Origin of the sequence: Clostridium sp. SM-530-WT-3G (assembly GCF_012843905.1) — a bacterium.
In the GTDB taxonomy this organism is placed as follows: domain Bacteria; phylum Bacillota; class Clostridia; order Clostridiales; family Clostridiaceae; genus Clostridium.
The window spans coordinates 25,877-39,428 of the sequence record NZ_JABAGC010000032.1; the positions used below are offsets into that span (position 1 = coordinate 25,877).

A 13,552-nucleotide genomic window follows, 5' to 3' on the forward strand; every position below is an offset into this window, starting at 1 on the left:
TAAAATACCTCTTTTAAGGCAAGAATTTAGCTGAAAAGAGGTGTTTTTTATTTTTTTACAAAGATTTTATATGGAAAAGCGATTACTACATATTTTATGTGTTTTTATCACTATAATAGTTGTTTTATCTGTAAGAATTGCATTCCTTCAAATATATCCATCAGAAAATGTTCAAAGTTCTTATCAGAATCATCAGTTAGAAAATATATGTGATATGAAATACAACATATTAGATACTAATTTCAAGAATATAATTAAATATAAAAAGAAATATGTTTTAGTAATAGATGCAAAGCCATTTAGTTTAAATAATTATGAAGAAACACTTCAAGATCTTATGACTCTAAATTTTATTATGAAGGGAGAAAATCCAGACTTTAATTATTCAGATATTATGAAGGAGAGTGGGAAGTTATACTATAGAATATCAGAAGATACTTATAATAAAATAAATAAATTAAAAAATATAAAAGGTATATATGTATACGAATATAAAGAGTCAGATATTAAATATGCATGGAATATTGGAAGTTTATTTTCTAAAATATTAGACTCAGAACATGAGAATAATTCTCTAGAAGAAAATTTGTATCAATATTTAAAAGATAACGAAACACCTAAAGAAGAATTTTATTTAGATAACAAAGCAATATATTCTAGGGCAAACTATACTGATAATGGAGAAAATAAAAATATACAACTTACAATAGATTATAATCTTACTGAAAATATAAATGAAATTTTAAATTCAGATAAATATGATAATCTTAAGAATATAGGAATAATTATATTAGAAAGTAATTCTGGTAAGATAAGAGTATTAACTCAAAAAGATGAATCCCAGGCAAATATAAATTTAGCAATGCAGCAGATTGGGTATGAGCCAGGATCTATTTTTAAAATAATAACTTTAAGCAGTGCATTAGAAGATGGGCTCATAAGTGTAAATGAAAAATATAATTGTAAAGGAAATATATGCAAGGTGCCTCATGGAAGTATATCTGTAGAAAGTGCATTTGAGATATCTTGTAATGATGTATTTGGCCAGGTGGGAGCTAAAGTTGGATATGATAAACTTATGTACTATTCTGAAAAATTAGGACTTTATAATAGAGTATTACAATTTAAAGATTTAGATAAAAATGAAGCTTCAGGATTAAAGCCAGACCAAGAAGCAGGACTTAATAATATATCAATAGGTCAATGTATGAATGTTACGCCATTACAGATGGCTGGCGCAGTAAATACAATTGTAAATAATGGTGTTTATGTTAGACCATTTATTGTAGAAGCTGTTTTGGATAAAGATAATAATATTATAAAAAGAATAGATACAGAAAAGTATAGGGTTTATAGCGAAACAACTTCTAGGATAGTTAAAAATGCAATGAAAAATGTAGTTTTAAAGGGTACTGGTACTAAAGCAGCAGTAAAAGGAATAAATATAGGAGGTAAAACAGGATCTGCAACAGGAAGTGATAAAAAAACTCATGGATGGTTTGCAGGATATTTCACCTACAAAGATATAAATTACACTATGATTGTATTTACTCCGGATTTGGAAGGTATTAGTTGGAATAATGAAGAAGCAGGAGGAGGAAATACAGCAGCTCCAATCTTTGAGGAAATAGTAAAAAATATAACTGAATAATAAATGAACTATTAAGAAACTTTTTTGCCATGCATACATATTATATTATGAAGCACTATCGTGGAGGAAAAAGGTGTTAATTATTAATAGCTTGATAGATTTCATATGCAATTCCTTTTTTTTAACAGGATATATAACCAATAGCAATACATTTCCATTACCATTAGATGAGGAGGAAGAAGAAAAATATTTAAAGCTACTCAAAGAAGGAGATAAAAATGCAAAGAGTATATTGATTGAGAGGAATTTAAGATTAGTGGCTCATATAGTAAAAAAATACTCATTTCCTAACAAAGATGTAGATGAATTAATTTCTATTGGTACTGTTGGATTGATTAAAGCTATTGACTCCTTTGATTCTGACAAAGGTACTAGATTGGCTACTTATGCTTCAAGATGTATTGAAAATGAGATATTAATGTTGTTTAGAAATAATAAAAAGCAAAAGAGTGAAGTTTATCTTGAGGATCCTATAGGTGTTGATAAAGAAGGAAATGAATTTTGCCTGATGGATATACTAAGTAATGATAAAGATTGTGTATTAGATAAAGTTGAGAGTAATCTTCAAATAAGAGCTTTATATAAAAAATTAGGTGAATCTCTAACAGGAAGAGAAAGTTCTATACTGATAATGAGATACGGGCTTATTGATGGCAAGTGTAAAACACAAAGGGAAATAGCTATGAATTTGGGTATTTCTAGATCGTATGTATCGAGGATAGAAAAGAAAGCATTAAAAAAACTAAAAAAAGAGTTATTTGTAAAAAATTAGAATGATTATAATTAAATTTAATATATATATTGACATACTTATAATAAGGGTGCTATGTTAAATATAGTGCTCTTGTTTTTGTAAAAAATAAGAAAAAACTTTATTGGAGAATTTTGTGATATTATTACTTGTGTCACTGCGTGTTGGTGTTATAAGTATGTGATTTATAAATTATTAAATTTAGTCTTATCAAACTTTTAGACTTTTTTGTTGATATTAGGAATTTTGCTATATAATTTGTAAAGCCAAATAATAATATATATGATTTTCTAACTCTATAATGAACATATATAATAGTACTCGCTATTAATAAAAATAACAGTTTAACTTTAGTCAAACTGTTTGATTTTCTAGAATCAACAATAATATTCATATAACTTAACAGAACATGCAATAGTGTAAGGAGTGAAAAACATGGCGAAAATAGATGGACTGTTAATGGATATAGATATAGATAAAGTATCTGATATTCATATCACATCTGGGGCTAAACCTATGGTTAGAATTGATGGGAATCTTGTTGATGTTTGCGAAGAAATTATTTCACATAGTGTTGTTGAAGAATATATAAAAGATCTAGCTCCTGACAGATACGAAGAATTTTTAGAAAATGGAGAAATAGATTTTAAATATAATAAACCAGGATTATGTAATTTCAGAGTAAATGCTTTTAAATGTAAGGGTAGTTATGCAATATGTATGAGAGTTATAAAAGAAGCCATACCAAAACTCAAAGATTTATCTGATGCTTCAGCATTAAGATACTTTACAGAATTAAAGGATGGTTTAGTACTTGTTACAGGACCTACTGGTTCAGGAAAAAGCACAACTCTGGCAGCAATGATAAATGAAATTAATATATTTAAAGAAAAGCATATTATTACATTAGAAGATCCAATAGAATATGTATATAAAAATAAGAAATCAATGATAAATCAAAGGGAAGTCGGACAAGACACAAAAAGCTATGCAATGGGTCTGAGAGCAGCCCTAAGACAAGATCCAGATGTCATACTTGTTGGGGAAATGAGAGATGCTGAAACTATAGAAATTGCATTAAGAGCAGCGCAGACAGGGCATCTTGTATTTTCTACTTTGCATAATATGGGAGCTGCAAATAGTATTTACAGAATTATAAATTCTTTTGAAGCGGGACATCAGAATGAAATTAAAATTCAATTATCATCACTTTTGAGAGGTGTTGTTTCACAAATTCTTATTCCTAAAGCGTCTGGTGAAGGAAGAACTGCAGCTATGGAGATAATGGTGTGTACACCTGGAATAAAAAATTTGATAAGAGAAGGAAATTATGAACAGATAAATAGTTTCATTCAGATGGGAGCAAAACATGGTATGCAAACTATTGAGATGGATTTGAGAAAATTGGTTAATAATGGAACTATTTCTAGAGAAGAATATGAAAAGCTTATTATGAATAATTAAATGATAAATAATCTGTATAAATTTTTTGTATATAAAATAAGGTAAAAGATTAATATATAAAAGAGGATTTAAAAAAATGTTGAATAATAATTTATTATGATAATAGATTTTTTTTGCAGAGAAGGGAAAGAGCAATCATGCAACAAGAGATAATTACAGCTATAGATTTTGGAAGCTATAAGCTTTCAGCATCAGCTGCTATTAAAGATAATGAAGGAGAGATGCAGATATTAAATACTGTGTCGTGTAAGAGCAGTGGAATTGAAAAGGGATTAATTAATGATATAGATAGGTGTAGAGAAGCCATAAAAAATCTATTGAGTGATTTAGAAAGTAAAATAGAAAAACGTATTGATAAAGTAAATATTGGAATTTCGGCAAGAAAGCTAAGAATAATCGAAAAAACAATTGATGTAGAGATTAAAGAGAGTAAAATTACAAAAGAAGAAATTAGGATTGCTTTAAATAATAATAAGAATGATATTATTATTAATTCAGAGGAATGTGTTGTAGATGAATTAATTAATTTTTACGTGGTGGATGGTCAAATTATATTTGATGATGTTGAAAATTGTGAATGTGATAAATTGCAAATAAATGTTACATCAGTTATTGGACTTAAAAGTGAAATAGAAAAGTATTATGAGGTGTTTGAAAATACCCAATATACATTAGTTGGTATAAAATCTAATATTTTATGTGGAAAACATATTTTCTTGAATGATGGTAGTGATATACCAGGAGATTCTGCAATAGTTGATATAGGTGCTGGTAAAGTTGATATAGCTGTTTTTGATGAAGATGGTGTTGTAAACTTTATAAGTAGCATACCTGTAGGAGGAAATAATATTTCTAAAGATATTTCTATATGTGCTGGAATTTCATTTGAAGAAGCAGATGATATGAAAAAAATATATGCAGGAAATTATAAATCATTATATAAAGACGAATCAGTTTCAGATGAAATTGAAGTTGGAACTGTAAAGGTATCGAAAGAATTACTTTATGAAGTTACTGAAGCTAGGATAGAAGAAATATTAAATCATATAAATATTGAGTTAAAAAAGACTGGTCATCTTGATAGAATTTGTAGTATAATTTTATATGGGGATGGAGTAAGCTATTTTGAGGAAATAAACAAAATTGTTGGTAAAATTTTCGATGCGAAAACGAAAGTTATGACAAAAGAAGATTTAGGAATTAAAAATTCAGAAAATATAACTTCTATGGCACTTGCTAAAGAAGTGTATGATAGATTAAATTTATTAGGTGATAGTAATATAATTTCAGTTAAGGATAATATTGAAGAACACCAAGTGAATAAAACAGAAAATTTACATTATAATGAAGGCGAAAATCACATATTAAAAAAATTAAAAGGTTTCTTTAATAAGATTTTCTAAAGGGAGGAATTGTTTTGTTAGATTTTGAAGCAGATATGCAAGAATTAACCAACATAAAAGTAATTGGTTGTGGCGGCGGTGGAAGTAACGCTGTTAATAGAATGATAGTTGAAGGATTAAAGAATGTTGAGTTTATTGTTATAAATACAGATAAGCAAGCATTATTACTTTCTCAAGCAAATCAAAAAATCCAAATCGGAGAAAAGTTAACTAAAGGATTAGGAGCAGGAGCGAATCCTGAAATTGGTAAGAAAGCGGCTGAAGAAAGTAGAGAAGAAATTACTGCTGCTATTAAAGGTGCCAATATGGTATTTATTACAGCTGGTATGGGCGGCGGAACTGGTACAGGTGCAGCTCCAGTAGTTGCAGAAATAGCTAAATCTATGGATATTCTTACAGTAGGTGTAGTAACAAAACCATTCCCTTTTGAAGGGAAAAGAAGAATGAGACACGCTGAAATGGGTATAGAAAATCTTAAAGAAAAAGTTGATACTCTTGTTATCATTCCTAATGAGAGATTATTATCAATGGCTGATAAGAAGACTACTTTATTAGATTCATTTAAATTAGCGGATGATGTCTTAAGACAGGGTGTACAAGCGATTTCAGACCTTATAACAATAACAGGTGTAATTAATGCTGACTTCGCAGATATTAAAGCAGTTATGCTTGATAAAGGATTAGCGCACATGGGAGTAGGATTTGGTAAAGGAGATAATAGAGCACAAGATGCTGTTAAACAAGCAATTTCTTCTCCATTATTAGAGACTTCAATTGCAGGTGCAACTGATGTTATTATTAACTTTACTGGTGGTGCAGATTTAGGAGCCCTTGAAGTATATGATGCAGCAGATGTTGTAAGAGAATCAGTTGATCCAGATGCTAATATAATAGTGGGAGCTGTAATAGATGAAACACTTACAGAAGAAGTAAGAATTACAGTAATAGCAACGGGATTTGAAGATGAAGGTGGAAAGTCAGATGTAGCACCAACTCAATCAGCACCTAAAGCAATTCAAAGAGAAGCTGTAGTGGAAGAAGTTGTAACAACTACAACAACTTCTGAACCAACAGTTGCAAAAGATCCATATGAATCTGATGATTTAGATATACCTGTTTTCTTAAGAAGACAGAATAAACGTTAAGAAATACTATTAAAGATGTAGTAATTGATACTGCATCTTTTTTTGTACTATTTTTTATCAAATTTGTATAAAAATAATTCTTTTAGCTTTAAATATTTAGCAAGTTATGAAATTTAAATTGTACAGAAAAAGATAAAATGTAAATATATGAAAAAAGATTAAATGAAAAAATAATTTTATTCTATGTGATTATGACAAAATTTTAAAACGATTAAGGATATAATATTGTCTAGACAGATGGGAGGGCTGAGAATTGATTGTTTATGCTGATATGATTGTGTTAGAAAATACTATTGTAAATTTATTCTTATTAATAATAACAATGAAGTGTGCAAGGCATAAATATAAAGCTATTCCTATATTGGCTTCTGCATTTGTCGGAGGATTATATACAATGGTGTTATTCATACCAGAGCTTAGGACATTAAGATCTTTTGTGGTTGAGATATTTGTGGCGTATTTAATGATTAGAATAACTTCAGGAAAAATGAAGTTTTTAAGCCATATAAAATTATTAATTTTATTTTTATTACTTACATTTATGCTGAGTGGAATATGTTTTTTGTTTTCTATAAAACAAAATTATTATATATTAGGCAGTAGTTTTAATATTGAACATTATTCAATTAAATATATTATAATTTCTCTAATGATAATATATATTATAGGTTCAAGAGTTATAGACTATGTTAAAGAAAGGAATTTTGTTAATAATTATTTATACAAAATAACTTTTAAAATTGATGATATAAAATATGAATGTAAAAGTTTTCTTGATACAGGGAATGAACTTAGAGAGCCAGTAACTAACTTGCCATGTATTTTAATTGAAAAAGAATGCATAAAAAATTTGGATATTAAAGAAAAGTGTGCATATTATATTCCGTATAATGCTATCGGTTCACAAGGGAATTTGAGAGGAATAAGAGTGAATAATATACTCATTAACGGCAGAGGTATATCGAAAAAAAGAATAGATGCCATAGTGTGTCCGTGCAATGAGAAATTAAGTAAAGAAAACGAATTTAATGCTTTATTGTCAAGAGGGATAGTATAGAGGGGGGATATTATGGAAAGAATATTTTTGCTTATAAATAGACTTCTATGTAAATTGGGATTTTTAAGGAGAAATTTACATTATGTTGGAGGGAATGACGCATTACCACCACCGTTATCTAAAGATGAGGAAGAAGAACTTGTAAATAAGCTTAATAGTGGAGATGAATCAATTAGAAGTACATTAATAGAGAGAAATTTAAGACTTGTTGTATATATAGCTAGAAAATTTGAAAATACAGGTATATATGTTGAGGATTTAATATCAGTAGGAACTATTGGATTAATTAAAGCAGTAAATACATTTAATCCTGAAAAAAATATAAAACTTGCTACTTATGCATCTAGATGTATAGAAAATGAAATATTAATGTATTTAAGAAGAAATAGCAAAGTTAAAGCAGAAATATCATTTTATGAACCACTTAATATTGATTGGGATGGAAATGAATTATTATTATCAGATATACTAGGGACTGACAATGATACTGTGTACAATTTTATAGAAGATGAAGTAGATAAACAGCTTCTACTTATGGCTTTAAAAAGTTTAAATGATAGAGAAAAAGAAATAGTAAGGTTGCGATTTGGTTTAAATGGAACTATGGAAAAGACTCAGAAAGAAGTGGCTGATATGCTTGGGATTTCTCAGTCTTATATTTCTAGATTAGAGAAGAAAATAATTAGAAGATTAAAAAAAGAAATTAATAGAATGATTTAGGTTGTCTATTAGTATAAAAGTATCATCTATCGGAAATAATGTTTAATGCAATGGATTTATTACTTCCGAAGGGGTTGATACTTGTGATAATTAACAAAGTAGAAATATGTGGCGTTAATACTTCTAAACTTCCTATATTAAAGGAAAAAGAAAAAAAGCAACTTCTTCTACAGATGAAAGCTGGAGATAAAAGTGCACGTGATACATTTATTAAAGGAAATTTAAGACTTGTATTAAGTGTTATTCAGCGATTTAACAATAGAGGAGAAAATATTGATGATTTATTTCAAGTTGGTTGTATAGGGTTGATGAAATCTATAGATAATTTTGATTTATCTCAGAATGTAAAATTTTCTACTTATGCTGTACCTATGATAATAGGTGAGATAAGAAGATATTTAAGAGATAACAATTCTATAAGAGTAAGTCGATCTCTTAGAGATATAGCTTATAAAGCATTAATAATGAGAGAAAAATTTATTAAAGATAATAATAAAGAACCTACAATTTCTCAGATTGCAAAAGAACTTGAACTTCCAAGGGAGGATGTGGTGTTTGCACTAGATGCAATACAAGATCCAGTTTCTTTATATGAGCCAATATACCATGATGGAGGAGATGCCATATATGTAATGGATCAGATAAGTGATTCAAAAGATACTGATGAAAATTGGATTGAAAATATATCTATTAGAGAAGCAATGAAGAAGTTGAATGATAGGGAAAAGCTTATTTTAAATTTAAGATTTTTTAATGGTAGAACTCAAATGGAAGTAGCAGATGAAATTGGAATTTCGCAAGCACAAGTATCCAGACTTGAGAAAACAGCATTGAAGCATATGAGAAAACATGTTTGACTGGTATTATATAATACCAGTTTTTTATGTTAAAAGAATTATTAAAATATATATTTCATATAAATAATATGAATATATTATTTATATTATGGGGGGAAGATTAATGGAACTTGAATTACATTCTATTAATGCAATGAGGAATATGGAAGTAATAGATATTGAGACTGGGAGTAAAATTGGTTTTATTAAAGATTTTAAAATAGACTGTGAAACTAATAAGATAATATCTTTAATATTGCCAGGAGAAATTAAATCCTGGTTTGGAAAAGAAGAAGAAGTTGAAATATCATGGAAAGATATAATTAAAATAGGATCAGATGTAATATTGGTAAGAAAAAAGACTGAAGAAAATTCAAGTAATAATATATAGAAATATAGATAAATTCTATGTATAATAGATTTAAAGTGATATACGAAAGCAACGAGGTGATTTGAGATGAAATGTCCATTTTGTGGTTTTGAGGAAAGTAAAGTAGTTGATTCACGTTCTACAGAAGATAACTCTACTATTAGAAGAAGAAGAGAATGTTTAAAGTGTAATAAAAGATATACTACTTATGAAAAAATCGAGGATTTTCCTATTTTAGTAATTAAAAAGGATTTGACAAGAGAAAATTTTAATAAAGAAAAAATTATAAATGGATTAATAATAGCATGCCAAAAAAGACCGGTTTCAAGAAAACAGATAGAAGATATGGCATATGATATTGAAAAGAAAATATCTAACAGTATGTTAACTGAAATACCATCTAAAGATATTGGAGAGATGGTTATGGATAGATTGAAAGAAGTAGACGAAATATCTTATGTAAGATTTGCTTCGGTATATAGACAATTTAAAGATATTAATACGTTCTTAGAAGAAATAAAAAATCTTATGTCATAAGATATAAAATAGTATATAGATATTGAAATCAATTAAAGTTTCAATATCTTTTTTTATGTTCATAATATTAATATTATAATGTTATACTTAAGTTAAAATTAGGTTAAGAAAAAGATTTATAACACAAATAGTGTTAAAATTAATTTGAAGACCCTATACGGCAATTTTTATTAGGAGGAAAATTTGTGAATAAAATAGCATTAAATAATATAAAAAAGGAAAAAGATTTTTTGAAAATACAGGAAGATAATTATAAAGTGATTTTTACTAATGCTGAACTTGGCAGAAGTTTTAATAGAAATACAGAAGATGGGGTTGCAGAACTAAATTCTTTAGTATGTGAATTTAATTCGGATGAAATAATATATTTAAAGCAAATTCATAGTGATAAAATATTTAGATATGATAGAAAGGATTCTGAAAGTATTAAAGATAATGAAGGTGATGCAATAATTACAAATGAAAAAAATGTAATTATAGGCGTGTTTACTGCAGATTGTGTTCCAGTTATACTTGTTGATGAAGTTAAAGGAGTAAGTTCAGCAATACATAGTGGATGGAAGGGGACTTTTGCCTCTATAACTTATAAGACAATAAAAAGAATGGAAAAAGAATTTGATTGTAATCCATCACACATAAAAGCTTATATTGGACCTCACATAAGAAAGTGCTGTTATGAGGTATCGGAAGAATTAAAACAAAAGTTTATTGATGAAAAAACAGATATACCTGAATCAACATTATTCTCAGGAAGAAATTTGAATTTGGAATGCTGCATATTTGATGATTTAAAAAAGGCTGGAGTAAATGATGATAATATTAATGTTTTAGATTTATGTACTTATTGTTCTGATACAGTTAAGTTACATTCATATAGAAAATCAAATGGGTCATATGGAAGGATGTTTTCTTTTGTAATATTAAATTAGGAGGAAAGATTTATGCCTAAAGATAAGATTTTAATAGTAGATGATGAAGAACATATAGTAGAGCTTTTAAAATTCAATTTAAATAATGCTGGATATTATATACTTACAGCTAATGATGGTATAGAGGCTGTTAAGATTGCAAAATCAGAAAAACCAAATCTTATTTTGCTTGATTTAATGCTTCCAGGGTTAGATGGATTTGATGTATGCAAAGAAATCAAAAGAGAAAAAGAAATGAAAAATACGGCTATAATAATGCTTACAGCTAAAGGGGAAGAATTAGATAAAATATTGGGTCTTGAACTAGGTGCTGATGACTATATCACTAAGCCATTTTCTGTTAGAGAACTTTTGGCAAGAGTAAAGGCAGTACTTAGAAGATTTAATACATCTAATAATGACTTAGAAGAAAAAAATTATGAGTCTAAAAAGTTAAAAGTAGATTTTGAAAGACATGAAGTAATAGCATGTGGTAAAAAGGTTGATTTGACATTAAAAGAATTTGAACTTCTACAAATACTTATAAAAAATAAAGGCAAAATTTTAAAAAGAGAAATACTCCTAGATAAAATATGGGGATATGAGTATATAGGTGAAACTAGAACTGTTGATGTTCATATACGATATCTAAGAAAGAAAATTGAAGAAGATGATAAGAAGCCTAAATTTATAGAGACTATAAGGGGTGTTGGGTATAGATTTAACCCAGAAGAATAAAAATTATGAAGCGAAGAATTATTAATTTAGTAATGGTCATAGTTACATTTGTAGTTCTATTATTAACAGTATCATATATATTATTAAGCAATTATCAGCTTATAAAAAGTACTAAGGATTCGTTAAAAAATGTAAATAATCTTATATTTCAATATGGTGACTTTGACAGTAGGGAAATTGCAATAATGAATGAAATACGCATAAATGATTCAAAAGTAAGATTTACGTTAATAGATATGGATGGAAATGTGTTGTATGATAATGAAGGAAACACTGCTGAAAATCATAGAGATAGATTGGAAGTTAAGGGAGCAATAGAAAATGGAGAAAGTTATACTTCAAGATATAGTGATACTATGAGAGTAAACTATATGTATTATGCAACAAAAATTAATAATAACATGATTATAAGAAGTTCAGTACCAATAAGTTCAATTGAAATACTTACTAATGAGAAAATGAAATATTATGTATTACTTATAATTGTTGTTATAACATTTTCTTTGTGTTTATCTTTAAGATTGATAAAAAAATTTATTGAGCCAGTAAAGGAATTAGAAAGGGTTACTTTTAAAATGGCTAATGGAGATTACAAAATAAGAGTTAATATACAAAGTGATGATGAACTTGGGGTACTTGGAAAAAGTTTTAATAATATGGCTGATCAGCTTCAGATTAAAATACAGGAAGTTATAGAAAAACAATTTAAGCTAGAGTCAATATTAAAAAGTATGGATAGTGGAGTAATTGCTGTTGATAATGATAATAGAGTTATTTCTATAAATCCTTGTGCAGAGCTTATTTTAGGAATAAAGAAAAGTATAATAGGGGAATATATTACAGATTATATAAATGATCACGATATAAATGAATTCATTAATAATGATGGAGAAAATGATAAGGAAATTATAATACTTCACCCAATAGAAAGGAATTTAAGAGTTAAAAAATCTGATATAATTGGTGGAATAAATAAATTTGGAAAAGTTATTAGCTTTCAAGATATAACTGATATGAAAAGAGTTGAGTTAATGAGGACGCAGTTTGTGGCAAATGTATCTCATGAACTTAAAACACCTCTTACATCAATAAAAGGATTTGCAGAAACGTTAAAAATAGTAGATGATTATGAAACTCGAGAAAAGTTTTTGGACATAATAAATAAAGAAGCGGATAGGTTGACGAGACTTATAGATGATATACTTGTTCTATCTAAGATAGAAAGTAATTTTGTTTGTGATGTTGAAGAATTTTTACCAGGGAAAGTTATTAAAGAGGTTCTTGATATTACTAAGAAAACTAATACAGAAAAAATCTTTGAAATTGAATTTAATGATGAAAACTGTGAGCTTATACTGGGAGATAGAGATAAGTTTTATCAGCTATGCCTAAATTTAATTGAAAATGCTATGAAGTATTCTAAGGAATATGGGGGAAAAATTGTTATACTAAGTTATAGTGAAAATGGATATTATCATATGAATATTATTGATAATGGAATAGGTATTCCTAAGGAAGATGTATCTAGAATTTTTGAGAGATTTTACAGAGTAGATAAGTCTAGAAAAAAAGGCGGTACAGGATTAGGTCTTGCAATAGTAAAGCATATAGTAAAAACATTTAATGGTGAAATTAATGTAAAAAGTGAATTGGGAAAAGGAAGCACTTTTGAAGTTAAAATACCTTGTTTATAAGGATAAATATAAAATTAATATTCTGAATTGTATATTTGGTAAGGAGAACTTTATTTACAGTAAATTCATAATTAGTGTGATTGCTTATACAGCAAATAAATTTTAATGATATATTTTATTACTTAAGAAGCAGAGTTATAAAACTGCTTCTTTTTTGGTGTGCCCAGCATGGGCACGTGCTAATCGGTGAAAGTCCGTTACGGGGCTGATAGTGCCAACCGCATAGCCAACGGCAAGGGTGTCCATCGTGAGGTGGAATCTGAAGGAAGCCTGAGGCA

The 13,552-nt window shown here is 27.9% G+C and carries 13 protein-coding genes; all 13 read left to right on the forward strand.

What is annotated here, in order from left to right; translation table 11 throughout:
• Positions 1-70: 70 nt before the first annotated feature.
• The 13 genes from HF850_RS11400 to HF850_RS11460 all read left to right on the forward strand — a co-directional run bounded on the left by HF850_RS11400 (position 71) and on the right by HF850_RS11460 (position 13,274).
• On the forward strand, positions 71-1,651 hold the full coding sequence (locus HF850_RS11400) for a penicillin-binding transpeptidase domain-containing protein (protein ID WP_169105565.1): 1,581 nt from the start codon (positions 71-73) through the stop codon (positions 1,649-1,651).
• 73 nt (positions 1,652-1,724) lie between these two features.
• A complete protein-coding gene (gene sigK / locus HF850_RS11405; RefSeq protein WP_169105566.1) occupies positions 1,725-2,423 on the forward strand; it encodes an RNA polymerase sporulation sigma factor SigK in 699 nt (232 codons plus the stop codon).
• Between the two features lie 414 nt (positions 2,424-2,837).
• Positions 2,838-3,866: a PilT/PilU family type 4a pilus ATPase gene (locus tag HF850_RS11410; protein ID WP_169105567.1), complete on the forward strand. Its 1,029-nt coding sequence runs from the start codon at positions 2,838-2,840 to the stop codon at positions 3,864-3,866.
• Between the two features lie 137 nt (positions 3,867-4,003).
• Complete coding sequence (locus HF850_RS11415) at positions 4,004-5,269, forward strand: cell division FtsA domain-containing protein (RefSeq protein ID WP_169105568.1); 1,266 nt, start codon at positions 4,004-4,006, stop codon at positions 5,267-5,269.
• A 14-nt stretch (positions 5,270-5,283) separates the two neighbouring features.
• Positions 5,284-6,414: a cell division protein FtsZ gene (gene ftsZ, locus HF850_RS11420; RefSeq protein WP_169105569.1), complete on the forward strand. Its 1,131-nt coding sequence runs from the start codon at positions 5,284-5,286 to the stop codon at positions 6,412-6,414.
• Positions 6,415-6,667: 253 nt separating this feature from the next.
• A complete protein-coding gene (spoIIGA, locus tag HF850_RS11425; RefSeq protein ID WP_169105570.1) occupies positions 6,668-7,471 on the forward strand; it encodes a sigma-E processing peptidase SpoIIGA in 804 nt (267 codons plus the stop codon).
• Positions 7,472-7,483: 12 nt separating this feature from the next.
• Positions 7,484-8,191 (forward strand): RNA polymerase sporulation sigma factor SigE, encoded by a 708-nt coding sequence (gene sigE, locus HF850_RS11430; RefSeq protein ID WP_169105571.1) that lies wholly within the window; start codon positions 7,484-7,486, stop codon positions 8,189-8,191.
• Between the two features lie 83 nt (positions 8,192-8,274).
• Positions 8,275-9,048, forward strand: coding sequence for an RNA polymerase sporulation sigma factor SigG (gene sigG, locus HF850_RS11435; protein WP_169105572.1), 774 nt, complete (start codon positions 8,275-8,277; stop codon positions 9,046-9,048).
• A gap of 103 nt (positions 9,049-9,151) precedes the next feature.
• Positions 9,152-9,418 (forward strand): YlmC/YmxH family sporulation protein, encoded by a 267-nt coding sequence (locus tag HF850_RS11440; RefSeq protein ID WP_169105573.1) that lies wholly within the window; start codon positions 9,152-9,154, stop codon positions 9,416-9,418.
• 66 nt (positions 9,419-9,484) lie between these two features.
• Entirely contained in the window at positions 9,485-9,934 is a 450-nt protein-coding gene (gene nrdR, locus HF850_RS11445; RefSeq protein WP_169105574.1) for a transcriptional regulator NrdR, read from the forward strand.
• A gap of 185 nt (positions 9,935-10,119) precedes the next feature.
• Positions 10,120-10,863, forward strand: a complete 744-nt coding sequence (gene pgeF / locus HF850_RS11450; RefSeq protein WP_169105575.1) for a peptidoglycan editing factor PgeF — start codon at positions 10,120-10,122, stop codon at positions 10,861-10,863.
• 12 nt (positions 10,864-10,875) lie between these two features.
• Entirely contained in the window at positions 10,876-11,580 is a 705-nt protein-coding gene (locus tag HF850_RS11455) for a response regulator transcription factor (protein WP_169105576.1), read from the forward strand.
• Between the two features lie 5 nt (positions 11,581-11,585).
• The gene (locus HF850_RS11460; protein ID WP_169105577.1) at positions 11,586-13,274 is read left to right on the forward strand and encodes an ATP-binding protein; all 1,689 of its coding nucleotides are present in this window, start codon (positions 11,586-11,588) and stop codon (positions 13,272-13,274) included.
• Positions 13,275-13,552 lie beyond the last annotated feature (278 nt).